Origin of the sequence: Pseudodesulfovibrio indicus, assembly GCF_001563225.1 — a bacterium.
Lineage (GTDB): Bacteria > Desulfobacterota > Desulfovibrionia > Desulfovibrionales > Desulfovibrionaceae > Pseudodesulfovibrio > Pseudodesulfovibrio indicus.
In genome coordinates this window covers 706,362-731,348 of the sequence record NZ_CP014206.1, presented here as the reverse complement: position 1 = coordinate 731,348, position 24,987 = coordinate 706,362, and the positions used below count along the sequence as shown (strand labels likewise).

Sequence of the window (24,987 nt, the reverse complement as noted above, 5' to 3'; positions counted from 1 at the left end):
AGGTGATTCTCAACGCCTTTCTTCGTCTACACAATGTAGCTTACTTCAAGTATACAAATCGCATGGCTGGAAGCAATCAACACTATATTCCCCAATTCTTCCAAAAGGGATTCGCAGTCGCTGGCAGCGATGAGACCAAAATATGGAAAATAACTACAGCGAAGTGGTTGCCAACCAAACCCGGTCCAATCAAAAGTACGGCCTCCGATGATTCATTTTATTCCCGAACTGTTGACGATGAAATAACCAATCAAGAAAATGAGATGGCGAGAATTGTTCGGGAGCTTAGGGAGAAGCCTGTTGGAACAGAGGTTGATCCAGAAGTCGCAGCTGGGGTTTTAGCCCATTTTTCCCCTCGTACAGCGCACATAAGAGATGTTTTTGAATGGGGAATGCGGGAGGTTGTGACCGGAGCCGAACGGTTGTTCTCAGATGGCGAACAGGTAAAACGTCTGGCTGGCATCGACCAGCGTGAACCCAATGACGCGTTTCGCACTAATGTAATGAATTTGTTACGTGAAAACGAAATGTTTGCTTCGTTGCCATTGCCGAATTTCGTTGTCGAACGAATCGCATTTTATCTCGCCAAGGAACAATTCGAGACAAATTTCAACAACAATTTGCCTTCAATGAAAGGTGCCATTTCTCAACTTCTCGATAACGCCGGAGAAGCGGCAAGAAGTGGTCACAATAAAGCGTTGGCCAACCTGGATGGGCCAAACAAACGGCGTGCATTTTTAGAATCATTGAGCTGGAAAATTGTCGCAGGACCGCCAGAGGGCACCATACTGCCGGATTGCGTCGCCTTGGCTCTGGATCATACTGGAACTGTGACATCCTTCATGCTGGCCAAATTTGACGATTGCCTTGCTGTCATGATGCCGCTTGATAAAGACGTGTTGTTGCTCGGGACCAGCGAGGAAGGGGGCCTGCCATCAACGTTTGATTTCAATAAAGAAGCGGCTCGCGCAAGCCATAGCTTTTTTCTTTCATCAACAAAAAGCGATAGGATTGAAGCTCTTTGGCCCTTAATTGGTGAACGATCTACATGTATTGTGGATGAGGCGGTAAAATCTGGATTGGAGAGACACACTACCTCTCCCCTTGCTGCCGATTCAGAAGAAGACGGGGCAAGGGTGGCGCCAGGAAGTGACATTCAGCCGGCGACAACGCCTTCAAGGAGTTACCAGGTATCATTTATTGGCTGTGCCGATGAGACTACCGCCAAAATGATCGCAAGGGAGACGGAACAACTCGTCAAAGAGCTTGGGCGCTTTCTACCTCTTAACCGGTTGGACGGCATTACCTTTGCCGCAGACTATCCCGAAGCGTTGCAAAAAATCGATCGTGGAAAGCCTGGGCTGAAACAGCCAACAACGATTGATAGGGATGTTGGGATCGGATTTGGGCAGAATGTCTTGGTGGTTCGAGATGAAGTGGTCATGGGCCGAATAGTGACGGATTCCTCCATTGGCAATGCTATTATTTCCAAAAATGAACAGCAAGTTCTGTGGGCGATTGGCTTGATGTCAAAACTACTAGTCAATGTCGCTTTGACGGAAATGATCGATGTTGCTTTGCAAGGCCTTCTGCTCCAGCCAATTCCAGACCATGAAAACAATACATTTTACACCACTGTCGATGGCGTTGCCGAAGAATATATTTCGACCTATATGTGTGCGACGCTCGGTAATTCCAATGAAAAAACTGACGATCATCGTCAACTCCTCACTGAAGCCTTAATCGGGATGCGTGAAACGGTGCTGTCGGCTCGTCACGCCTATCGCTACGATGGCGATCTGGATATTTTATTGGAGATTACCCTATCGAAGATTCGGCATGTTCTATTTTTTGCTGCGGGGCTACTCGGACACACTGGAGGCCTTGGGGTCGAGGCTGTGCCTCCTAGAAGCGAGCTCGAGGATGCCTTGGTCAAGACGGGGCTGAAGTTATGGCTGCCGATCTATAAAGAGGATCTTGAAAAATTCAGGCTCAGGCTGGGGCGCTGGGAGTCATTTAATGAATTCGCGGCTTTTAATGTGCATATTGAGAGATTGATGTGGCAACTCGGAATGATCCCTTGGAAAACCGATGAAGGGATGCGAGTTGAAATCCCAATTGGGAGTGATGCCGAGGTGCTTATGGCCGATCTCACCGCATCTGGGCTCAAGGGGAAATAACGGATCAGAGGTGTGACCCAAAATGGTCAAATATCAAACGCGAAGCCACCCATTTCCCGTGGCTCCATATGTGCCAAACGTGCTTTTCGTGGCGTTTGCAACTGACTGAAACCACGTAGGCAAGCGGCCTTCCGTGGTTTTCAGTATCCCCCCTGAACCGCCATTCCTTGGGAGTTCAAATGCCTCACACACGAACAAGTTGTCCCCGTCTCGGCCCAGGCAAAATCAATTTGAATACTTGATGCTGTAATCGTTCAGCATCCTGGCAAACCGGGGAAAGTTCTCTTTTTTCCATTCCATGCACAAAAAGTATTTCCCCAAGGCGTCCTTATAATAACGCCGCCGTCCGTTGGCATCAAAAACCTTGAAGGGATCTGTCGTCAAAACCGGATGCCCCAAACCCAATACTTTTCGACAAAAGACATGGTCCTGCAAAAGACCAATATCCTTTGGTGAAAGTTTTTGAACCAACACACCCATGACACGAAACAAATAATCTTTACTTGTTTCATTGCACAAAGCAGTTGGCAACCTTATTCCCTTTATCTGAACATAAGGCTTTATTCTGCTTTTCCTGTAAATAGCGTGATTGACCTTGGAAACGGTTTCTTCATATTCATTATCATACTTCCCATGGCACTCCTTACACAAAAATGCACATGTTTCTGATATTGGATAATGTGACACCTCTATCAGATGAACCGTTTCCTCGATTTCTATAGAATATTCGGAACCTACTTTTTCAGAACGCTCCAAACATTCTTTTATGATATCATTTCTTTTTCTGGTCATCAGATGAGCAGATTGCAACGATCTTCCTTTCCCGCAACAATCACAAACGGCATGTTTCTTATATGGCCGGGTAGTTTCCTTGATATTATTACGTACCTTGGGACCCAAGAAAGACACAAAATCGTCATGAGAAATGGTGCAGGTGGCCATGTTAACCTCTTTTCTTTTATATTACAGTAGCATAAAGAATAAATGTCGTCAACAATTATTTGAAAGCCGATGGCCACGGCTGAGGTTGCAGGGGAGACCCATTTCCCGTGGCTCGTCCGTGGCTCCATACGTGCCAAACGTGCTTTTCGTGGCGTTGGCGGCGTTTGCAACTGGCTGAAATCACGTAGGTAAGCGGCCTCCCGTGGTTTTCAGTATACCCTCTCACGCCGGCAACAGGGGTTCAAACCCCCTTGGGGACGCCACAAGAAAAACAGGCACTTACGAAGTAATTCGCAAGTACCTTTTCTTTTTCTAATCTCATTTTCCAACCGTATTTCCAACCCTCAGAGCATTCTCCGTGCTCTCCACATACTGCAGTTGGTTGTTTTGCGCGTTCCTCTACAAATAGTACCTGTCTCGATTGATTACGTGAACAGAGGCTGTTAGGTTGAAGCCACCTAAATAGTCGGTCTTAATATTACGCCCGCAAAAACCTTATGAACTGTAAAGTGCCCGTCAAATAGGTCCATTGCAAAGTAGAGACTTCTGCCCCAAACTACGCCCAGGAGTTTCGTATGCGCTAATCGGGATTCAGCGAGCACCAGACCGTACGGATTCTGAAGTCCGTGGAAGGCGGACGGGCGGTCAAGGACGTCTGCCGGGAGCCCGGGCCCTCCTCACCGCAACCTCAAGCCGAAGGAAATGACATACCATGCGCGCATTGTTAGCTTGCCTCATTTTGGCCGTTGTCTGCTTCATCCAGTCCCCCGCCGATGCGCAGCCCCCAAAATATCTGATCGAGTTCGGACACGACCTCAATGACGACAGCCCGCAGAACCAGGCGATCACTTGGCTCAAATCAACCCTTGAAAGGCAGAGCCACCGCGAGATCGAGGTCGAAATCTACTCCGCCCAAAAGCTCGGCACCGGCCCCGAGATGGTCGAGAAGCTCCGGAACAACACCATCCAGATGGTGGCCGTACATACCTCAAACCTCCAATCCCTCCAGCCGGGCATGCAGGTCCTCGATCTGCCGTACCTGTTCCCCGACCGCATGAAGCTTCTTGCCAAACTCAACGGCCCTCTGGGCGAGGCCCTCTATAGTCCCTTGAAGGCAAAGGGCATCATCGGCCTGGCCTTCTGGGACGGCGGCGTCAAGGTAATCACCTGCGGCAAGACGATCCAAAGACCGACCGACCTCAAGGGCGTGAAGATCGGCATCATGCCGTCGCAGGTCATACGCGAGCAATACCTGGCAGTCGGCGCCAACCCTGTCCCCATCGACCAGCAGGGATTGTATACCGCGTTGCAGCGCGGGGAGCTGGACGGCGTGGAGACCTCGCCCATGAACATCGCAAGCATGCGTATCCACGAGGTGCAGCACTTCGTCACACCGACCAATCACGCCTGGCTCGGCTACGCGGTCATGGTCGGCAAGGAATTCTACGATTCCCTGCCGCCGGAATATCAGGAGCTGCTGAAGAAGACCGTCTCGGAGGCCACCCGGCAGCAATGGAGCGAAGCCGCCGCGCAGGAGGGCCGGGGGCGGGAAAAAGTCACGACTCTTTTCCAGATATACACCCCGCTGACTGCCGCTCAGACCGCTGAGTTCAGGGACGCCTTTGCCCCGGCTTACGACTGGTTCGTCAAGAACGTCGAGGACGGCCGGAAGTATCTCGACCTCGCCAAGGACTGACCTCATCCGGGAACACGAACGGACGCCTGGTTCTTGCCGTTGGAAGCCTTGTTCCCGGACCAAGGATTCCTGTTCACGGCAAGGCCGCCTTGTGATCTGAAATCGTCTTGAATCAGCTCACATTTGCCGTACCTGATTGTCGGGCAACCATGCCCGTCGACGAAACCGCAGCTCCGCCCGCCCAGTATGGTTTCCGCGACTTCCGCTTTCCGCATAGAGGCGCTTGTTCGCAAGAGTTCGGCGCGGCAATCGTGGAAGTCCTGTTTATTCTCACAACATTCGACAACCACATGACCCTCTCGAACTTCCATCGGCATCGGCCGCCCGTGGGGACTCGGGGATGATTATTGACGGGAGGCAATGGCACCGTTCGCGAAGCATGGAAATTTTCCATACGATGCCGGGCATGTTTTCTTGCCTTGTTCATAATATGCCGTAGTTTACTATTTTATGGACGGCGTCCCCGGATGCCGGGACATGCGCGGATGTTCACGGATGCCCGGGGGGTTCCGCCCGGGGCAAACTCTTTCTGCTGAAAAGGAAAGCAAATGAAAATCAGACCTCTTGCAATCTTGCTTGTTATTGCGACCGTCATGCTGGCGACGCCCTCGGCGCAGGCCTGCACCGGCATAACCCTGAAAGCGGAGGACGGGAGCGTCGTCAGGGGCCGCACCGGTGAATTCGGCACCCCGCTCGACATACGGCTCATCGTCATTCCCAAGGGGCTCCCGCTGGACGGCGGGGCCGTCAACGGCGCTCGGGCCAAGACCTGGACATCCAAGCATGCCGTGGCGGGCGTCAACGCCCTTGGCGGGTCCTACGCGCTTGACGGCCTCAATGATGCGGGCCTGTCGGTCGGTGCCTTCTACTTCCCCGACTATGCCGAATATTCAGAAGTTTCCGGTGCGGATGACGGGAACGTGGTCAGCCCCCTGTACTTCGTGAATTACGCCCTCACCCAGTTCGCCACCGTGGACGAAGTGCGCAAGGCGGTCGGCGACATCAAGGTCGCGGGCGCAAAGGAGAAGGAGTGGGGCGGAATGGTGCCGCCCTTTCACTGGGTCGTCTCGGACAGGTCCGGTGCATCGATCGTCATCGAACCCGTCGGCGGCGAGCTGGTCGTTCACGACAATCCCCTGGGCGTGATAACCAACTCGCCGACGTTCGACTGGCACATGACCAATATCCGCAACTTCATTTACCTGAACCCGCTCAACGTGCCGCCTGTGAAGCTGAACAAGGTCGAGTTCAAATCGCTGGGCCAGGGTTCGGGGCTTGCCGGCATGCCCGGCGACTTTACGCCCCCCTCGCGGTTTGTCCGGGCGGTCGTCTTCTCGCAGTCGGTGTTTCCCCTGGCGACCGGCCATGACGCCGTGTTGCAGACCTTCCACATCCTGAACCAGTTCGACATCCCCCGTGGCGCGGCCGCGGGAATGGTCGGGGGCAAGCGGGAGGCGGACATCACCCAGGCCACCGTGGCTGCTGACCTCAAGAGCCTCAAATACTATGTCACCAATTACAGCAGCCGCCGGATCAAGATGATCGACCTCAACCGCATCGATCCCGACCGCCGCGAGATCATCCAGATCGACCTTCCGAAGCGGGAAACCATCGATGATCTGACCCCGATCAAGGAATAGGGACGTCGCGGGCATCCGCGCGGATGCCGACCACGCTCCCCCCTATCGGACGCAAAATCAGGCACTTGCGAACTCTTCGCAAGTGCCTTTTTCGTCTCTCGCACGCAGCCGACACGCATTCCGGGCGCAGGGCCCTTGGGGAGCGGGAGGGCGTCAGATGTTGGGATCGATGACGGTGATGCCCGTTGCCGTGAAATTGTCCATATCCGTGAGCGCCGCCGCGCCCTGCTCCAGGTTGACGGTCTTTCCGACCAGCTTCCTCGGGTCCAGCCTGCCGTGCTCGATCATGCTCCACATGGCATCGTACCGATGGGCCTGGATGCCGTGGCTGCCGTATATCTCCAGTTCGTTGGCGATGACGCTGGACATGGGGATTTGCGGAGTGGCCTGCTCCCCGAGCATGAGCCCAACCTGCACGTGCCTGCCCCGTTTGCGCAGGTTCGCGACGGAGTTGAAACAGGTGGCCGGATTCCCCAGGGCGTCAATGGACACATGCGCGCCGCCGCCGGAGATATTCTTCACGGCCTCGACCGTGTCTTCCACCTTGGTGCTGTTGACGACCGCGACCGCGCCGAGTTCCCGGGCGAGCTTCAGCTTGTCTTCACCGATATCGATGCCGATGACGTTGGCTCCCAGGGCGTTGGCGATCATGATGGCCGACAGCCCGACACCGCCGCAGCCGTGCACCGCGACCCACTGTCCGGCGGAGGTCCGGGCCTGATCGACCACGGCCCGAAACGAGGTCACGAACCGGCAGCCGAGGCTCGCGGCGGTCGCGTAATCCAGGGACTCCGGCAGCCGCACCAGGTTCACGTCCGCGTATCGGATCGCCACATACTCGGCGAAAGAGCCCCAGTGGGTGAAGCCGGGCTGAAACTGATGGTCGCACACCTGGTGGTTGCCGCTGTCGCACTGGGGGCACCCTCCGCACCCGCAGACGAACGGGACGGTGACCCGGTCGCCTTCCTTCCACCGGGTGACGTTCCTTCCGGTCGCCACGACGACGCCCGCCAGCTCATGGCCCGGCACGTGCGGGAGCGCGATATCCGGATCATGCCCCATCCAGCCATGCCAGTCGCTCCGGCACAGCCCGGTGGCCATGACCTTGACGACCACCCCGCCGTCATCCGGCGTCGGGTCGGGAAGGTCGGTGATGACGGGTGTCTGCCCGAAGGCTTCGTAGTACATGGCGCGCACGGCAACTCCTCCTGGTTATCAAGGTCAACAGGCGTCTTGGGCGTTCATCGCCCAATGGATTGGATGATAGTCCCATACGGCCTGAATTGTCCTTGCAATTTTATCTGAAACGCCGAACAAAAGGGAAGAATCTTTCAATATTAATGAAAAAGCGAGTGAACATGTCGGTGAAAACACTGGATGAGAAAGATATTGGTGTTCTGCGGTTGCTGCAGGAGGACGGCAGGATGGCCAACGCCAAGCTGGCCGAACAGCTCGCCATGAGCGAAGCCTCCTGCTGGCGCAGGTTGAAACGGCTCTTGGACGACGGGGTCATAAAGGGCTTTCAGGCCCTGCTCAATCGCAAGGCGTTGGGATTCGGCGTGCTTTCCTTTGTCCAGCTGAGCTGCAGTCGGCACTCGGAAAAGACGACGAAGATCTTCGAGAACATCATCAAGGCGTCCCCGAATGTCCTTTCCTGCCACAACACCACGGGCGACGACGACTTTCTGCTGCAGGTCGTGGCCAAGGACATGGACGATTACAGCGACTTCATCGAGGGCGTCATCCGAAAGATCCCCGGCGTGGTGAACATACGCTCCAATATCTCGCTCCGAGAGATCAAGGCGTCGAGCCGGTTGCCTTTGGGATAGCGGATTTCCGGGCCAGGCGGAGACGGACAGCAGTCCCGGCCCGTTTGCCTTCGGTCCGCACGCGGTCCTCACCCGGGGAGGCCGCAGCCCTCTCCCCGCCCGCGACGGGCTATTCCGCAATCCGCAACTTCACCTCTTTCTCCAGGAGCGTCTTGGCGTTGACGCCGCCGCAGCTTGGCTTGCTGACCTCGTTGAGGATGAAGACCATGGCGTAGTCGCCGGGGCCGGGGAAGGTCAGGAGGGTCTCGGGATAGCCGGTCCGCACCCGGGGTTCCGGGCCGTCCGGGCGCTTGGTGAAGCGGACGTTGACCGAGGCGTAGGCCCCGGAGGGGAGGACATAGCCCTTGAGGTCGAAGAACGCCCGCACCGGGGTGCCCGCGCGCAGCTCGCCGGTGATGGCCAGTTCGGCGTCCGGGACCGCGCCGCCCGCAAAGGACGGGGCGGCGAGCAGGAGAAGCCAGAGGGCGGCGGCCAGCCCGAGCAGGGCCTGGCGCGCGTGGGGGTTGCTCGTCTTCATGCCTTGATCATAGGCCCGATGGCGTATATTGCAAGACATGGGTATCCATTGGGTAGATCGCTAAGGGGGAGCCATGAAGAGCCGTTCCGGGCAGCAGAAACACTATTGGGGCATGATCGGGGCCATGGAGAGCGAGGAGGAATACTTCCTCGAACGCTGGTCCGTGCGCATGGAGCAGGCGGGCTATCTGGAGCACACCACGGCCAAGCGGGCCGACTGCCTGATGGCGCTGAGCGACTTCCTCTCGCCCATGCGCCTGCACTGGAACAAGGGGCTGACCGATCCCGCCTTCTCCTGGCTCATCCGGCACGAGGACGACTGGGGCGGCCCCCAGATCGAATCGGCGCGCCGCCACCGCATGCGCGGCATCACGGCGGACATGTACCTCGGCTGTTTCAAGACCTTCATCCACAGCCTGGTGGACGTCATCGAGATCATGGACGGGTCTTACGAGAGCAAAGTCCAGGCCCGGCGGCACGTCAAGCTGTACGGCGACGCCCTGGAGGTCCTCTTCGTGCGCGACTGGACCCGAACCCTGCCGGACATCGCGGCCCGCAAGCTGGACGAGGCCAACCGGCTGCTGACCCTGGAAAAGTGCCGCTACGAGAACATTCTGGATTCCACTTCGGACCTCATCCTGGTGGTGGACAGCGGCGGCCTGGTCACCAAGGAGAACAAGGCGGTGCGGGCCGTGACCGGGAAGCGGAACCTGGTCGGGCTGCCCGTCTGGGAGGTCCTGGACATGGAGGGCCAGTCCATCGGGGACCTGCTCAAGTACTATCCGGTGGGAATCTCCTGCGAGACCAGCCCGTTCGACAACGGCTCGGTCTACCGCATGCAGATCACGCCCATCGGCAACGTGAGCATGGCCAGCGACGAGTACATGATCATGCTGACCAACGTCACGGCCCACGCCACCCAGCGCGAGGCCCTGGAGCGGGTGGTGTCCGACCGGACCGAAGCGCTGCGCAAGGAAAAGGAACAGCTCGAGGAGATGAACATCACCCTGCGCAACGTCCTGCAAAGCATCGACAGGGAGCGCGAGGAGCTGCTCCGGGAGGTCTCGGCCAAGGTCAACAACCAGGTGCTCCCCGCCCTGGACCGCATCGAGAGCGAGGAGGACCCGGCCATCCGCAAGGGGTACGTCACCGTGGCCAAGGACCAGCTGGCCCGCCTGGCCCCGGGCAGCTCGGCCACCGACCCGCTGCTCCTCAAGCTGACCCACATGGAGACCCGCGTCTGCCAGTTCATCCAGGCCGGGTATCCCTCCAAGGAGATCGCGGCCAGCCTGAACATCTCCATCGAAACCGTGCAGACGCACAGGAAAAACATCCGCCGCAAGCTCGGCCTGCACGGCAGGAGCATGAGCCTCTACGCCCACCTCAAGACCCAGGGGGTCCCCCTCTGACCGGGTAGAACCATCTACCCATTCTATCCCCTTTTTCCCGTCTGTAGTCTCCCCTCCCGACCGTAATACTGTGTCATCGTCGAATCAGTATCACGGCATCAGGAGGTGCCCGCCTATGGACAACACCCTTTTCACCGAACAGGCGCCCGCGCTCCGGGACTTCTTCGCGTCCGTGGACGCCAAGGACCTGCGCGAGGCCGCCGGCCGGATCAGCGCCCGTTTCGGCCTTCCCCTGGACCGGGAGACCGACTGGGTGGAGGTCGAGTACGACTTCAACCGGCTGTTCGTCGGTCCGGCCGCCGTCCCGGCCCCGCCCTATGCCTCGGCCTACCAGCCGGAACCGACCCTGATGGGCGAACCCGCCTTGGAGGTCCGGGAAGCGTACCGCGCCCTGGGACTGGAGGTCCCGGACCGCAACGCCACGCCCGACGACCACCTGGCGTACGAGCTGGACGCCGTGGCCGCCCTGGGCGGCGCGGAGGGCGACCCAACGGCTTCACAGGTCCGGGACTGGTTCATCAACGACCACATGCATGGCTGGATTCCCCGGTTCGCGGCCGCCGTCCGCGAGCAGCCCGTTGTCAGCGGCCCGATCCGCATGGCGGTGGACGCCCTGACGGCCTGGCTCGCATCGGCAAGGACCGAAACGGGAATCGATCAATCCTAGAGGGGTCTCTTAACCGAGACCGAGAGGAGAAGGATATGGCTTCCAAAAAACTGTTGAGCAGGCGTCGCTTCCTGCAAGGGGTCACGGCGGCAACCGCGGCCTCCATGCTGCCCTGTCGCCTGCTGGTGCCGGGAACGGCACAGGCGGCGGGCTTCGACCAGAACGAATTTCAGGTGTTCCGCAACGCCTGTCCCCGCAACTGCTACGACACGTGCAGCATCAAGACCTACGTCAAGGACGGGGTGATCCAGTTCATCGAGGGCGCGCCCGAGTCCACCTACACGGACGGCGGGCTGTGCGTGAAGGGATATTCCTACACCCGCCGCCCCTACAGCCCGGACCGCATCAAGTATCCCATGGTCCAGGACGGCCGCCGCACCGGCAAGTGGCGGCGCGTGTCCTGGGATGAGGCCATGGACCGCATCGCCGGGAAGATCATGGAGCTCAAGGAGCGGGACGGCAGCCTGCTCGGCTTGGGCATGACCAAATATTCCGGCAATTTCGGCATTACCAACTACGGCGTCGAGGGGCTCATGTCCTCCCTCGGCTACACCACCCGGTTCGTGGGCACCCCGTGCTGGCCCGCGGGCATCGACGCACAGAACTACGACCTGGGCAACATGTGGTGCAACGACCCGGAGGACATGGTCAAGGCCAGGTACGTCATCATCTGGGGCGCCAATCCGGCGTGGTGTTCGGTGCACTCCATGAAATACATCATGGAGGCCAAGCGGCGCGGGGCCAAGATCCTGGTCATCGACCCGGTCTTCACCCAGACCGCGGCCAAGGGCGACGTCTTCTGGCAGCCCAAGACCGCCAGCGACGGCGCGCTCGCCCTGGGCATGGCCCGGCACATCCTGGACAAGGGGCTGGTGGACCGCGCCTTCGTGGAAAACAACGCCCAGGGATTCGAGGAGTTCGCCGCCTACCTGCGGGAGAACGTCACCGTGGAATGGGCCGCCGAACAATCCGGCATCCCGGCCGAGGAAATCCGGGAAGTGGCCGAGGAATTCGCCCAGGCCGACCCGGCCACCATCTGGATCGGCTACGGCATGCAGCGCCACACCAACGGCGGCGCGTCCGTGCGCTCCATCGACGCCCTGGTGGCCATGACCGGCAACGTGGGCAAGGAAGGGGGCGGCGCACGTTACGGCCACCTCCAGACCTGGGGCTTCAACTACAACGCCTTCATCCAGAAGCAGCCCGAAGGGTCCGTGGGCTTCACCGGCCCGGCGGCCAAGGGCGAGTTCGACCTGACCGAGGGCAGGCAGGCCAGCTACTCCGACCGCACGGTGAACATCAACAAGACCGCACAGGCCATCCTGGACACCAAGGACCCTGCCATCCGCATGCTCTGGGTCTCCTGCAAGAACCCGTTCGCCCAGGACTTCGACCGGCCCAAGCTGGAAAAGGCGTTCGACACCCTGGAAATGGTCGTCTCCGTGGAGCAGTTCTTCACCGAGACCGTGGCCAACTCGGACATCGTCCTGCCGGTCACCACCCTGTTCGAGGAGTGGACCGTGAACGCCTCCTACTGGCACTACTGGCTGTCCATCAACGAGCAGGCCATCAAGCCCCTGCACGAGGCCAAGTCCAACCTGGAGATCGGGGCCGCGCTGTCCAGGAAGATGAACGAGCTGGCCCCCGGCTCCTGCACCCTGCCCACCGAGATCGACACCCGCGAGTGGACGGCCAAGGAGTTCAACCAGGGCATCTACGACCTCTTCGGCATCAACGACTGGACCGACCTCAAGAACGGCCCGGTCAAGGCCAAGCTGGCCTCCTCGGCGGCCTGGCACGACATGAAGTTCGGCACCCCGTCGGGCAAGTACGAGTTCCGCTCGGACCTGTGCGCCGAGCACGGCCACAAGGCGCTGCCGGAGTTCAAGAAGGGCCGCGAGAGTTACGACAAGTTCCGGCTGCTCACGCCCCACACCAAGTTCGGCATCCACTCCCAGTTCGTGAACCTGGACTGGATGAAGGAGTACAACAAGGAGCCCTTCGTCTACATGCACCCCAAGGCCGCCGCCGGAAAGGGCATCAACGATCTCGACATGGTCCGCGTGTTCAACAAGGTGGGCGAGCAGAAGGCCCGGGTCAAGCTGACCGACAACGTGACCGAGGACTGTTTGCTCATCTACGAGGCGTGGTTCGGGAAGGGGACGACCTTCAACGTCCAGAACCTGGTGGACGACGAGTCCGCCGACATGGGCGCGTACAAGGCCGGTGCGCCGGGCGTGGCCATCCATGACCAGTTCGCCGACATCGAAAGGGCGTAAGGAGCATGACAATGAAAAAGCAATACGCGTTTCTGGTCGATTCCGAGCGGTGCATCGGGTGCTTCACCTGCGCCATGGCCTGCCGGAACTACTACCATCAGGAAGAGGGCGTGGTCTGGCGGCAGGTTTATCCCCTGTCCGAGGAGATCTACCCCCACCGCGAGCGCGCCTTCCTCTCGCTGGCGTGCAACCACTGCGAAGACCCGGCCTGCCTCAACGTCTGCCCGGTCAACGCCTACACCAAGCGCGAGGAGGACGGCGTGGTCGTCCACCACCAGGAGAAGTGCATCGGCTGCGGCAACTGCATCCGGTCCTGTCCCTACGGCGCGCCCAAGTACAACCCGGTGGAGAAGCGGGCCGAGAAGTGCAGCTTCTGCCACGAACGGCTGGACGCCGGGCTGAAGCCCGCCTGCGTGCAGTCCTGTCCGACCAAGGCCCTGCAACTGGTCGACCTGGCCGAGATGCAGCAGACCAACCAGGTCCAATATCCGGCGGGATACCCGAAGATGGAGAAGCTCAATCCGTCCACCCGCTTCATCCTGCCCAAAACGCCGAAGATGGTGAGGAGGTAGACATGCAGTCCATGGAATTCCCGCTCGTCCTTTTCACCGTCCTGTCCCAGGCCGCCATCGGCCTGACCCTGATGCGCGCGGTGCGCACCACCTCCGGCGGCGAGGAAGCCGCCGGGCGCACGGAGTGGCTGCTCATCGCCGGGCTGATGGTCGCGGGGCTGCTCGGCTCCCTGTTCCATCTCGGCCATCCCCTGAGCGCGCCCATGGCCCTGACCCATCTCGGCACGGCGTGGCTCAGCCGCGAGGTCCTGTTCGCCGGGCTGTTCATGGGCGTGGCCGCCCTGGCCGTGGTGGCCGGGAACGTGGCCGGAAAACCGGCCCTGGCCTGGCTCGGCACGGCCCTGGGGCTGGGCGTGATCCTGTCCGCGGGCATGACCTACGCGCCCCCGGCCCTGCCCGCCCTGAACAACGCCCTGCCCGCCGCCTTCTTCCTGACCTCCGCCGTCCTCCTCGGCGCCGGGTTCGGCAGCTGGTTCGCGGACGAGGGGCTCAGGCCGCTCATGGTCCGCATCTTCACCGGTGCGGTGGTCGTGGGGCTGGTCCTCTACCTGGTGGCCCCCTGCGTCTGGCTGTCCGGCGGCGAGGTCATGCGCATGACCGGCCAGGCGTGGCTCGCGTCCGGCTTCTACTGGGCGCACCTCGGCGTGCTGGCGGTCGCGCTGGCCGTGGCCTGGAAGACCAGGGACATCCCGGCCTGGCTGCCGGTCCTGGTCCTCATCGGAGAATTGGTCGGCCGCGCCGGGTTCTTCGCCGACACGGTGCACACCGCAGCCAACATGGGCGGGCTGTACTAGCCGTCCCTTATCCCCCACCCTTTGGAACGGGCCGCAAGGCCCGTTCCTTTTTTCCGGCTGAAAACCCACCCCGAGCCCCCAATGCCCTGCGCCGACCCGAAGCGGTCATGGCCAACCAGATCGTCAACAGCGGCAGGCCCATCCGGGCCTGCCGCGCAATTTTCCGGACGGCCGGTTGCGCTGCCGCGAGCCCAGTTTCAAAATAGACTAACGACATTTATAACGTAACTATAATACCTCGCTCCTTATCCTGTGGCTACGCTTCCTGCGTGGGTATACGACAGCCCCGGCACGGGCCGGGCCGGGACCGCAGTGTCGGGACCGCAATCACTCAAGCGCTTTCGTGGAGGCAATATGTTCAAGAATCTGAAGTTGGGGCTGAAGCTCGGATTGGGGTTCGGGTGTCTCATTCTCATCGCCTGCGTGCTCGGAGGCGTGGCCATCTACGACATGCTCATGGTGAGCACCGATTCGCGGGAACTGGCCGAGGAATATCTCCCGGAGGTGGCCATGGCCAACGACCTTGAGCGCGCCGCCCTGCTGACCATGTACGCCATCAGGGGGTATTCCCTGAGCGAGGAGGAACGGTTCTGGAACGACGGCAAGAAGAGCCTGGACGAAACCCTGGCGAATCTCCGCCGGGCCAGGGAGCACGCCGACGCCCACCCCCGCCTGGTCCAGCTGAAAAAGGACGTCGAGGCCGCCTCGACGCGCCTTGACAATTACGCGTCCCTGGTGGCCGAAACCAACCGGATCATAGCCTCCATGGCCGCCATCCGTGGGAACATGGACGCGGCGGCCGGGAAATTCATGAAGAACTGCGAAGAGTTCCTGATCTCGCAGAACGAGGCCCTGGACCGCGAAATCCGACAGGGGAATTCCATGGAACGGCTCGTGGAGCGGCATCGGAAGATCACCCTGATCAACGAGATCATCGCCCTGGGCAACGCGAGCCGCATCGGCAACTTCAAGTCCCAGGCCACCCGCGACACGGCCATCATGCAGGAGGCGCTGGACAACTTCCCGCAGATCCGGGAGCGGGAGGACGCCCTGCGGGCCATCACCCGACAGCCCGCCAACATCGCCCAGCTGCAGGCCATCCGCGAGGCGGGCGACGGCTACGCGGGGGCCATGCAGAATTTCCTGAACAACTTCAAGGAACTGAATGATCTGAACAGGCAGCGCAACGACGTCGGCCAATCCGTGCTCGATGCGGCCAACAGCACGGCGCAGGCCGGGCTGGGAGCCACGCAGCAGCGGGCCAACGAGGCGGTGAGCGCCCTCGGCACCGCTTCCCTGATCATGGTCGTGGGCCTGGCTACGGCATTCCTCGTCGGCGTCCTCATCGCCTGGGGATTGACCCGGATGATCACCCGCCCGGTGCTTGAGGGCGTGGATTTTGCCCGGCGCATGAGCGAGGGCGACTTCACCCGGACGCTGGCCATAGACCAGCGCGACGAGATAGGCATCCTGGCCGGGGCATTGAACAACATGGTCATCAAGCTCCAGTCCGTGGTGTCCGACGTGGATTCCGCAACCAACAACGTGGCGGGCGGCAGCGCCGAGCTTTCGGCCTCTTCCCAGGCCCTGTCACAGGGGGCCACGGAGCAGGCCGCGTCCATCGAGGAGGTCTCCTCCTCCATGGAGCAAATGGCCTCGAACATCAGCCAGAACGCCGAGAACGCCAGGGAGACCGAAACGCTTGCCACCAAGGCCGCCAACGACGCCAAGGAGACCGGAGAGGCCGTGGGCCAGACCGTGGAGGCCATGAAGCAGATCGCCGAGAAGATCTCGATCATCGAGGAGATCGCAAGGCAGACCAATCTGCTGGCGCTGAACGCGGCCATCGAGGCGGCCCGCGCCGGAGAGCACGGCAAGGGATTCGCGGTGGTCGCGGCCGAGGTCCGCAAGCTGGCCGAGCGGTCGGGCACGGCCGCCGGAGAGATCAGCGACCTGTCCGTGTCCAGCGTGGAAGTGGCCGACAAGGCGGGTCGGATGCTGGGCCAGCTGGTGCCGGACATCGAGCGCACCGCTGCCCTGGTCCAGGAAATCACCGCGGCCTCCAACGAACAGAACGCCGGGGCCTCGCAGATCAACACGGCCATCGGCCAGCTGGACACGGTCATCCAGCAGAACGCCTCGGCGTCCGAGGAGATGGCCTCCACCAGCGAGGAACTGTCCAGCCAGAGCCGCCAGCTCCAGGAGACCATGTCCTTCTTCAACGTGGGCAACAACGGGTCGTCCGCCAAGAGGGTCCGGGTCAGCCAATCCCCGCGCGCGGCCCTGCCCGCCGGGTCCCCGGCCCCGGCCTCCGGCGGCCTGGACCTGAACATGGACGAAGGGGCCGACTTCGAACGGTTCTGACCCCCCGACACCAACACCAACAACAAAGGGCGTCTTCCAACCGAAGACGCCCTTTGTACATTCACACATCCCCATTCCCGCCCCGCGCTCCCCGCGAAGCGGCAACAAAAAGTTTTGGGAAAGGGAGGGAAGGGGGTCTGGGGAAGGGAGGGAAAAACCTTTCTCAAAAGGGTTTTCCCTCCCTTCCCCCAGCGCCGCCCCCCCTACGGCGTGCCGGCGAGGGTGTCGCGCAGGACGAGCAGTCCCTGGCGGAGCTGCTCCTGGGACTCGGTCCCGGTGAGGGAGATGCGCACGGCCCGTGGGGCCGGGCTTTCGCCGACCACGAACTTTTCCGCGCCGAAGACGTTCACGCCGCGTGCGGCGCAGGCCCGTTCCAGCGCATTGCCGGTCCAGGGCTCGGGCAGCTCGCACCACAGGTAGAAACCGCTGGCCTTGCCCCGGAAGCGCAGCCCGTCAAGCAGGTCACAGGCGAGCATGTAGCGGCGGGCGGCCTCGGCGCGCTTGGCCTCCACCACCCGGTCGGCGGTGCCGTCGTTGATCCACATGGCGGTCAGCTCCACGTTCAGCGGCGGGGCCATCCAGATGGTGTTCAGCACGGCCTGGGCCAGGGGCTTGATCAGGGGCGTGGGGGCGACAACGAAGGCCACGCGCAGCCCGGCGGCCAGGGACTTGGACATGCCCGCGATGTAGACGCGCCGATGCGGGGCGCGGTTGCCCACCGGCTCGATGCGCCCGGGGTCGGTCAGGTCGTAGGCGTCGTCCTCGATGATCAGGAAATCGTGGCGGTCGGCCAGCCGGGCGATCTCTTCGCGGCGGCCCTCGGGCAGGGTCACGGTGGTCGGGTTGTGCACCCCGGGCATGAGGTACACGCCCCGGATGTCGTCGCGGCGGCAGGCGGCGTCCAGTCCGTCGGGGATCATGCCCCGGTCGTCCATGGGGACCGGCACGAGCCGGATGCCGAGCATGGCGGCCAGGGTCTTCATGCCGGGATAGGTCAGGGCGTCCACGGCCAGCCTGTCGCCGGGCCGGAACAACCCGCTCAGCACGCAGGTCAGGGCGTGCTGCGAACCGGCGCAGACCACCACGTCCGAGGGATCGGCACCAACCCCGAACCGCTCGGCCCAGAGCGCGCCCGCCTTGCGGTGCTCGGCCTGGCCGCGCGGGTCGGAATAGCGCAGCAGCGAGGACGGGTCCCTGCGCCGGGCGATGCGCCGGAACCCATCGGCCACGTCCGGGTCCAGGTGATCCAGGGGCGAGACCAGCCCCAGCTCGATCATGCCCGGCACGCACGGCTCGAAGGAGACCAGCGAGGTGGAGGTGGCCGCGTCGGACGAGACAAAGGTCCCGCGCCCCACCGTGCCGGACACCAGCCCGCGCTTCCCGGCCTCGCGGTAGGCGCGCGTCACCGTGGACACGTTCAGCCCCAGGGCGTCGGCCAGGTCGCGGTGGGTGGGCAGCCGCTCGCCGGGCCGCAGGTTCCCGGCAGCCACGTCGCGTTCGATGGCGTCGGCCAACTCCTTGTACAGGGGACCGTCTCCCCGGACCATGACGGGCGCATATATTGTCATGCAGACAATATATTCATTGACTCCACACAATGTCAACCGTACCCCTCAATGACCGAAACCTTTCAGCGGGCCGCCAACGGTGCGGCCGGGGGATACCGCCATGAACATGGAAACATACGCCGCCTTCGTCCTTTTCGTCGTCGTCATGACCGGCACGCCCGGCGCGGGCAACCTGACCATGATGGGCATCGGCCAGACCACCGGGTTCCGGTCCGCGATCCCGTTCCTGGCGGGGACCACCGTAGGCATGGTCGCGCTGAACGTCCTGGTCTGCTTCGGGCTGGGGGGATTGTTCCTGGCCTCGCCGAACCTGGCCCTGGGCATGAAGGTCGTGGGCATGGGGTACATTCTCTACCTGGGCTGGAAACTGCTCTCCATGACCCTGGCCGAGCGCAGGGTGGACCGCCGGTTCACCTTTGGCGAGGGGGTCATCCTGCACCCCCTGAACCCCAAGAGCTGGGCCATGTCCGTGGTCGGGTTCAGCATGCTCGCCGACCCGTCGATCCCGCTGTGGCGGGAGATGGTCGTGTTCGTGCCCACCTTCCTGTTCTTCCAGGTCCTCTTCCACTCCACCTGGGGCGCGGCGGGCGCGGTGATCATGCGCACCCTGCGGTCCAGAGCCGTGCTCACCGGGGTGAACTGCGTGCTGGTGGCGGTCATGGTCGGGGCGACCATGTACGCGCTGTTCGTCTAGCCGTCGTCCCTGGGGCGGATCATCTTTTCCGGCACCACCACGCGGTCGAACTCCTCGGCCGAGACCAGCTCCAGCTCAAGGGCCGCCTGGCGCAGGGTCAGCCCCTCGGCGTGGGCGTGGTGGGCGATCTTGGCCGCGTTGTCGTAGCCGATGACCCGCGCCAGCGGCGTGACCAGCATGAGCGAATGGCTGACGTGGGCCGCGATCCGTTCCCGGTCAGGGGTCAGCCCGTCCAGAAGGTGGGTGGTGAAGCTGCGCATGCCGTCGGACAGAATCCGTATGGAGTGCAGCAGGTTGCGGATAATCAGCGGTTTGTAGGCGTTCATCTCCAACGCGCCGGAGGTGTTGCCCAGGGCCACGGCCTGGTCGTTGGCCATGGCCTGGAGCGAGACCATGGTCAGGGCCTCGCACTGGGTGGGGTTGACCTTGCCCGGCATGATGGACGACCCCGGCTCGTTGGCCGGGATGACCAGTTCACCAAGCCCCGCGCGGGGGCCGCAGGCCAGCAGCCGGATGTCGCAGCCGATCTTGTTCAGGGACCCGGCCAAGGTCTTCAGCGCGCCGGACAGCCCGGCCAGGGCGTCGTGGCTGCCCTGGGCCGCGAACCGGTTGGGAGCCGGAACGAACGGCAGCCCGGTGAGGTCCGCGATGGCCCGGACCGAGGCCTCGGCAAACCCCGGCCAGCTGTTCACGCCCGTGCCCACGGCGGTGCCGCCGAGCGGCAGCCGGTAGACCTGCTCCAATGCCGAGCGCAACCGCTCCTCGCCGTCGGCGAGCATGGCCGCGTACCCGGAAAACTCCTGGCCGAGGGTCAGGGGCGTGGCGTCCTGCATGTGCGTGCGCCCGATCTTGACGATGTCCATCCACGCTCCGGCCTGGGCCTCCAGCCGCTCCCGCATGGCTTGCAGCGACGGGATAAGCTTGAAAACAACTTCATGTGCTCCGGCCATATACATGGCTGACGGAAAGTTATCGTTAGTTGATTGACTCAAGTTGACGTGGTCGTTGGGATGGACCGGCCGCTTGGACCCCAGCGGCTCGCCCGCCAGTTGGGAACAGCGGTTGGCGATGACCTCGTTGACGTTCATGTTGAACTGGGTGCCGGACCCGGAGATCCACACCGGCAGGGGAAACATGTCCGCATGCTCGCCGTCCAGGATCTCGTCGCACGCCCGGATGATCAGGTCGCGCCGATCCGGGTCGAGCTTGCCCGCCCCGCCGTTGGCCAGGGCGCACCCCTTCTTGAGCACGGCGTAGGCCCGGATCAGCTCGCGCGGCATCAACTCCGCGTCGATGGTGAAGAGCTCCAGCGCCCGCTGGGTCTGCGCGCCCCACAGGACCGTCCCTTTCACCCGGACCTCGCCCATGCTGTCGGATTCCATGCGGTATTCAGCCATGATTCCTCCTGTTCCCGATACGATGATTACGCGCCCTCGCGGCGCAACAGCACGATGTCCCCGTCCTCCATGCGGATGTCCCCGTCGTCGGTCATCTTCCGCAGGGTGCGCGACAGCGCCTCCGGGGTGATGCCGATGATCTTGGCCAGCTCGCGGTGGGACAGGTCCAGGGTGATGCGGCCCTCCTGGTGGCGGCTCTCGAAATAGGCCATCAGCCTCGACGGAACCTGCTTCAGCGACAGGGAGTCGATCATGTCCATGGCCTCCTTCAGCCGCCGGGACATGACCCGCATCATGGTCAGCAGGATGGACGGGTCCTCCCGCACCAGCCGCTCGTACTCCTCGGGCCGGATAAACAGCACCCGGCTGTCCTCCAGCGCGCCCATGTTGGCGGGCAGCCTGCCGTCCGAAAAGGACGAGCACAGGCAGAACGGCTCGCCCGGCCCGAACACGAAGATGGTCTGCTCCTTGCCGTCCTCGCCCAGCTTGAAGAGCTTGACCCGCCCTTCGAGCAGCACGTGCAGCCCCTGGGCCGAGTTGTCCTCGCTGAAGAACAGCGACCGCCGGGGAAAGGCCAGGACCTCGGCCCGCTCCGCCAGCCGGTCCAGCTGCGCTTCCTCAAGCTTCGCGAACAGGGGGAACGCCCCGATCCGCCGCTTCAATTCCGTCTTTTCCATGAATATCCCGAAAAAATCCGTTTGTGTTGATCGAGATCAATGTGCCGCGCCGCCCCGAACCCTATGTTGGAGGCGAAAACGGGAAACCAACAAGGAGGCGGACATGAGCGCAACCATCCAATGCCCCTACTGCAACGCGCCCCGCATCACGGGCGGGTTCGACAACTACAGCCCCTTTTACGTCAATTGCCCGGAATGTTCCAGGCGGTACATCGTCGAGCCGGTGCGCAACGGGGTGGTCGTCTACCGCGACGGCGAAGCCCCCTGCTGCTCGGACCCGGACTGCCGGGCCACGGAAATGGCCGGATCGGGCCAGGAATAAGCCACCAAGGAGCCATCATGTTCAGACTGCTCGGAATGCTCACCAGAAACCTGATCTACGCCATCCCGGCCATGATGCTGGCCGGGTTCGCCTACGGGCTGCTGGCCGACACCGCCTGGCTCAAAGCCATGATCGTGCCGTTCACCTTCCTCATGGTCTACCCCATGATGGTCACCCTCAAGGTCCGCAAGGTATTCGAGGGGGGCGACGCCAAGGCGCAAATACTGACTCAGCTCATCAACTTCGGGCTGACTCCCTTCCTCGCCTTCGGCGTCGGCCTCCTCTTCTTCCGCCACAACCCGTACATGGCGCTGGGGTTGCTCCTGGCCGGGCTGGTCCCCACCTCGGGCATGACCATCTCCTGGACCGGATTCGCCAAGGGCAACATGTCCGCGGCCATCAAGATGACCGTCATCGGCCTGGTGGCCGGGTCCCTGGCCACCCCGTTCTACGTGGAGGCGCTCATGGGCGCGGCCATCCCGATGCAGCTCTCCGCCGTCATCAAGCAGATCGCGGTCATCGTGTTCCTGCCCATGGCCCTCGGCTACCTCACCCAGCGCTGGCTCGTGAGCCGCTACGGACAACAGCGGTTCCAGCGCGATCTCGGACCCAAGTTCCCCGGCCTGTCCACCGTGGGCGTGCTCGGCATCGTGTTCGTGGCCCTGGCCCTCAAGGCCCGCACCATCGCCGCCGCACCCGGCCTGCTGCTGGAAATCCTGCTCCCGCTCCTGCTCCTCTACGGGGTCAACTTCTTCGTCTCCACCGTCATCGGCAAGGCCCTGCTGCCGCGCGGCGACGCCATCGCCCTGGTCTACGGCTCGGTCATGCGCAACCTGTCCATCGCCCTGGCCATCGCCATCAACGCCTTCGGCACCCAAGGCTCGGACGCCGCCCTGGTCATCGCCATGGCCTACATCGTCCAGGTCCAGTCCGCCGCCTGGTACGTCCGCTTCACCCCCAAGGTCTTCGGCCTGCCCGAACCCGAGCCGGAGTCCAAGCAGGCCCCCCAGCCCGCCTGACGGCGGGCCGAGGAAGCCTCCGGCGGCCGGGGGAAGGGGAGGAAAAACCCTTTGAAAAGGGTTGTTTCCTCCCCTTCCCCCGGACCCCCATCCCCTCCTTTTCCCAAACTTTTTGACGCCGCTTCGCGGGGAGGGCAGCGGGAGGGGTTGCTTCTTGACTGAAATCATCACTGGTCGGGAAACCCGTAGATCAAGCAAGACAAACCCTCCGCAACCCTCGGACCCCGCGAAGCGGCGACAAAAAGCTTTGAAGGGGGAGTCCAGAGGGGGAAACTTTCTCGAAAGTTTCCCCCTCTGGCCGCCGGAGGCATTCAACACGAAAGGGGTGCGCGTGCGCACCCCTTTCGTGTTTGCAATGGCCCTTCGCTCGGCTAGACGAAGCGGCGGCGGAGGATGCCGCAGAGGTAGTCGATGATGGTGACGGAGACGATGACCATGATCATCATGGTACAGACTTCGCGGTAGAGGTAGCCGTTGATCTTGTCGAACATGAGGAAGCCGATGCCGCCCGCGCCCACGAAGCCGAGGATGGTGGCGGAGCGGACGTTGGATTCGAAGCGCAGCAGGGTATAGCTGACGATGAGCGGCATGACCTGGGGGATGACGGAGAAGGCCATGATCTGGGCAGGTCCCGCGCCGGACGCGGTGACGGCCTCCACCTGGCCGGGTTCGATCTGTTCGATGGCCTCGGAGAAGACCTTGCCGAGGATGCCGAAGGTGTGGATGGCGAGCGCCAGCACGCCCGCGTAGGGGCCGAGCCCGATGACGGCCACGAAGATCAGGGCCATGACGAACTCGTTGAAGCCGCGACAGAAGTCGAGCATGCGGCGGGCCGCGAACTGGCCGAACCAGCGGATGACGCGCTGGTGCACGCCGTCGCCCTGGACCATGAGTTCCAGGGTGTTCTTGGCCGCGAACATGGCCATGGGGATGGCGGCGACAAAGGCGATGAGGGTGCCCCAGATGGCGATGGCCACGGTCTCGATGAGCGCCTTGGTGTATTCCTTGAGGTGCGACCAGGCGGTTTCGGGCGGGAAGTATCCCCCGGCCCGCTCGTCGGCGATGCGGTCGTATTCGCTTTGGACCACGGCTTCGAGTTCGGCCGGGGTCATGTTCTTGAGGACGATGTCCGCCCGTTTGCGGGCCTCGCGCTGCATGGCCACGGGGTCGGTCTCGCGCCCGGTGGCGACGTATTCGGCCTTGACCTCCTGGTACGCCTCCTCGAAGGCGATGATCTCCGGCAGCCGCGCGGCCTGGTCCATGGCGGCCTGTTTGTCCGTTTCGCTCAGCTCCCGCCCGAAGAGGTATTCGAAGGCGTTCTGGCGCTTGTCGTAGAGCTTGAACGGGTCGATGTCCGTGGAGATGTAGGAGGCCACGAGCACCGCGAGGATGACGGCCAGCAGGCCCCCCAGGGCGAGCTTCTCGAGGAAGCTCTTCCTGGGAGTGACCTGTTCGAGTGTCAGATCATGGGACATCGTTACTTCTTCTTGGCCAGTTCAGCCTTGAGCCGCTTGAGATAGCGGATCATGTCGTAGTCTTTGTCGTTGGTGTGGCGGTAGCCGCCGTTCTGAAGGACTTGCAGGGCCTCGGGGTCGTCGTTGATGTTCAGCAGGGAGCCGGCGATGGCGACCTTCAGGCTGGCGGGCAGGTCCTTGCGCACGGCGATGGGCGCGCCGGGGATGAGGTCGGACCGCTTGATGACGTTGAAGTCGTCCAGGGAGGCGGAACCCTTCTCGATCATGCGGTCGAGGTCGATGTTGTTGGTGGCGGCCACTTCCACGGAACCGTTCTTGACGGCCAGGATGGACGCGCCGTGGGAGCCGGAGAACCGGATTTCCTTGAAGTACTTTTCGGGGTCGACCTTCATGTCGCGGGCGAAGATGACGTTGGGCACCAGGTAGCCGGAGGTGGAGTTGGGGTCGGTGAAGGCGAAGGTCTTGCCCTTGGCCTTTTCCATGTCGGTGATGCCGGAATCCTTCCTGGTGATGATGAGGCCGGTGTAGCCGGGCTGGCCGTCCTTGTTCAGCTCCATGACCACGGCGTCCGCATTGGCCTTCTCGGAGGCCTCCACGTAGCTCTTGGGACCGTAGTAGGCCAGGTCGATGTGGCCGTTGGCCATGGCGGTGATGATGCCGTTGTAGTCGGAGGCGGTGAAGACCTCGACCTTGACGCCCAGATCCTTCTCAAGCTGCTTGGCGATGGGCTGTGCGCGCTTGGCGGAGTCGGCGGCGCCTTCGGTGGGAATGAAGCCGAGCTTCAGCGTGGTGGGCCATTCCTTGGGACCGGCGTTGGCCACGCCGGGCAGGGCCAGGGCCAGCACCAGGGCGGCCGCGAGAAGCACTTTGGTCAGTTTGCCGAACATGTTCGAATCTCCTGTGGTTGTTGTGGTTGGTTGTGGTTCCGGGACCGGAAGGCTGAGACC

Annotated in this window: 21 protein-coding genes; 13 read left to right on the top strand and 8 right to left on the bottom strand. The window is 62.1% G+C overall.

The window, feature by feature from the left end:
- The first annotated feature begins 62 nt into the window (after positions 1 to 62).
- On the top strand, positions 63 to 2,180 hold the full coding sequence (locus tag AWY79_RS18620) for a hypothetical protein (protein WP_133987319.1): 2,118 nt from the start codon (positions 63 to 65) through the stop codon (positions 2,178 to 2,180).
- A 225-nt stretch (positions 2,181 to 2,405) separates the two neighbouring features.
- Here AWY79_RS18620 and AWY79_RS18615 read toward each other — a convergent pair whose 3' ends face one another.
- Positions 2,406 to 3,122, bottom strand: a complete 717-nt coding sequence (locus tag AWY79_RS18615; protein ID WP_133987317.1) for a hypothetical protein — start codon at positions 3,120 to 3,122, stop codon at positions 2,406 to 2,408.
- Positions 3,123 to 3,834: 712 nt separating this feature from the next.
- Between AWY79_RS18615 and AWY79_RS03400 the strand changes: the two genes are divergently transcribed.
- Together AWY79_RS03400 and AWY79_RS03395 are read left to right on the top strand one after the other, a co-directional pair.
- A complete protein-coding gene (locus tag AWY79_RS03400; RefSeq protein ID WP_078063600.1) occupies positions 3,835 to 4,818 on the top strand; it encodes a TRAP transporter substrate-binding protein in 984 nt (327 codons plus the stop codon).
- A gap of 572 nt (positions 4,819 to 5,390) precedes the next feature.
- Entirely contained in the window at positions 5,391 to 6,458 is a 1,068-nt protein-coding gene (locus AWY79_RS03395) for a linear amide C-N hydrolase (protein ID WP_158509848.1), read from the top strand.
- 153 nt (positions 6,459 to 6,611) lie between these two features.
- Here AWY79_RS03395 and AWY79_RS03390 read toward each other — a convergent pair whose 3' ends face one another.
- Positions 6,612 to 7,646, bottom strand: coding sequence for a zinc-dependent alcohol dehydrogenase family protein (locus tag AWY79_RS03390; RefSeq protein WP_233491040.1), 1,035 nt, complete (start codon positions 7,644 to 7,646; stop codon positions 6,612 to 6,614).
- 152 nt (positions 7,647 to 7,798) lie between these two features.
- On the opposite strand from AWY79_RS03390, the gene AWY79_RS03385 reads away from it, so the two are divergent.
- Positions 7,799 to 8,287 carry an Lrp/AsnC family transcriptional regulator gene (locus AWY79_RS03385; protein WP_335343129.1) on the top strand — a complete coding sequence of 163 codons (489 nt, stop codon included), beginning with the start codon at positions 7,799 to 7,801 and terminating at the stop codon, positions 8,285 to 8,287.
- Positions 8,288 to 8,396: 109 nt separating this feature from the next.
- Here AWY79_RS03385 and AWY79_RS03380 read toward each other — a convergent pair whose 3' ends face one another.
- A complete protein-coding gene (locus AWY79_RS03380; protein ID WP_066800285.1) occupies positions 8,397 to 8,804 on the bottom strand; it encodes a hypothetical protein in 408 nt (135 codons plus the stop codon).
- Positions 8,805 to 8,877: 73 nt separating this feature from the next.
- On the opposite strand from AWY79_RS03380, the gene AWY79_RS03375 reads away from it, so the two are divergent.
- The 6 genes from AWY79_RS03375 to AWY79_RS03350 all read left to right on the top strand — a co-directional run bounded on the left by AWY79_RS03375 (position 8,878) and on the right by AWY79_RS03350 (position 16,888).
- A complete protein-coding gene (locus tag AWY79_RS03375; protein WP_066800282.1) occupies positions 8,878 to 10,212 on the top strand; it encodes a LuxR C-terminal-related transcriptional regulator in 1,335 nt (444 codons plus the stop codon).
- A 115-nt stretch (positions 10,213 to 10,327) separates the two neighbouring features.
- On the top strand, positions 10,328 to 10,879 hold the full coding sequence (locus AWY79_RS03370; protein ID WP_066800277.1) for a TorD/DmsD family molecular chaperone: 552 nt from the start codon (positions 10,328 to 10,330) through the stop codon (positions 10,877 to 10,879).
- Between the two features lie 35 nt (positions 10,880 to 10,914).
- Complete coding sequence (locus AWY79_RS03365) at positions 10,915 to 13,158, top strand: molybdopterin-dependent oxidoreductase (RefSeq protein ID WP_199533834.1); 2,244 nt, start codon at positions 10,915 to 10,917, stop codon at positions 13,156 to 13,158.
- 11 nt (positions 13,159 to 13,169) lie between these two features.
- Positions 13,170 to 13,730 (top strand): 4Fe-4S dicluster domain-containing protein, encoded by a 561-nt coding sequence (locus AWY79_RS03360; protein ID WP_066800274.1) that lies wholly within the window; start codon positions 13,170 to 13,172, stop codon positions 13,728 to 13,730.
- 2 nt (positions 13,731 to 13,732) lie between these two features.
- Positions 13,733 to 14,524 (top strand): dimethyl sulfoxide reductase anchor subunit family protein, encoded by a 792-nt coding sequence (locus AWY79_RS03355; protein WP_066800271.1) that lies wholly within the window; start codon positions 13,733 to 13,735, stop codon positions 14,522 to 14,524.
- Positions 14,525 to 14,878: 354 nt separating this feature from the next.
- A complete protein-coding gene (locus AWY79_RS03350; RefSeq protein WP_066800263.1) occupies positions 14,879 to 16,888 on the top strand; it encodes a methyl-accepting chemotaxis protein in 2,010 nt (669 codons plus the stop codon).
- 203 nt (positions 16,889 to 17,091) lie between these two features.
- On the opposite strand, the gene AWY79_RS03345 is transcribed toward AWY79_RS03350, so the two are convergent.
- On the bottom strand, positions 17,092 to 18,456 hold the full coding sequence (locus tag AWY79_RS03345; protein ID WP_066800260.1) for an aminotransferase-like domain-containing protein: 1,365 nt from the start codon (positions 18,454 to 18,456) through the stop codon (positions 17,092 to 17,094).
- A gap of 100 nt (positions 18,457 to 18,556) precedes the next feature.
- Here AWY79_RS03345 and AWY79_RS03340 point away from each other — a divergent pair, with 100 nt between their 5' ends.
- The gene (locus AWY79_RS03340; protein ID WP_066800258.1) at positions 18,557 to 19,150 is read left to right on the top strand and encodes a LysE family translocator; all 594 of its coding nucleotides are present in this window, start codon (positions 18,557 to 18,559) and stop codon (positions 19,148 to 19,150) included.
- Here AWY79_RS03340 and AWY79_RS03335 read toward each other — a convergent pair.
- Positions 19,147 to 20,547, bottom strand: a complete 1,401-nt coding sequence (locus AWY79_RS03335; protein WP_066800256.1) for a class II fumarate hydratase — start codon at positions 20,545 to 20,547, stop codon at positions 19,147 to 19,149. The genes AWY79_RS03340 and AWY79_RS03335 overlap by 4 nt on opposite strands.
- 26 nt (positions 20,548 to 20,573) lie before the next feature.
- On the bottom strand, positions 20,574 to 21,224 hold the full coding sequence (locus AWY79_RS03330) for a Crp/Fnr family transcriptional regulator (protein WP_066800253.1): 651 nt from the start codon (positions 21,222 to 21,224) through the stop codon (positions 20,574 to 20,576).
- 103 nt (positions 21,225 to 21,327) lie between these two features.
- Here AWY79_RS03330 and AWY79_RS03325 point away from each other — a divergent pair, with 103 nt between their 5' ends.
- Complete coding sequence (locus AWY79_RS03325; protein ID WP_066800251.1) at positions 21,328 to 21,546, top strand: hypothetical protein; 219 nt, start codon at positions 21,328 to 21,330, stop codon at positions 21,544 to 21,546.
- Positions 21,547 to 21,563: 17 nt separating this feature from the next.
- A complete protein-coding gene (locus AWY79_RS03320) occupies positions 21,564 to 22,565 on the top strand; it encodes an arsenic resistance protein (protein WP_066800248.1) in 1,002 nt (333 codons plus the stop codon).
- A gap of 371 nt (positions 22,566 to 22,936) precedes the next feature.
- On the opposite strand, the gene phnE is transcribed toward AWY79_RS03320, so the two are convergent.
- Together phnE and phnD are read right to left on the bottom strand one after the other, a co-directional pair.
- Positions 22,937 to 24,040 (bottom strand): phosphonate ABC transporter, permease protein PhnE, encoded by a 1,104-nt coding sequence (phnE, locus tag AWY79_RS03315; RefSeq protein ID WP_066800246.1) that lies wholly within the window; start codon positions 24,038 to 24,040, stop codon positions 22,937 to 22,939.
- 2 nt (positions 24,041 to 24,042) lie between these two features.
- Complete coding sequence (phnD, locus tag AWY79_RS03310; protein WP_078063599.1) at positions 24,043 to 24,927, bottom strand: phosphonate ABC transporter substrate-binding protein; 885 nt, start codon at positions 24,925 to 24,927, stop codon at positions 24,043 to 24,045.
- Positions 24,928 to 24,987 lie beyond the last annotated feature (60 nt).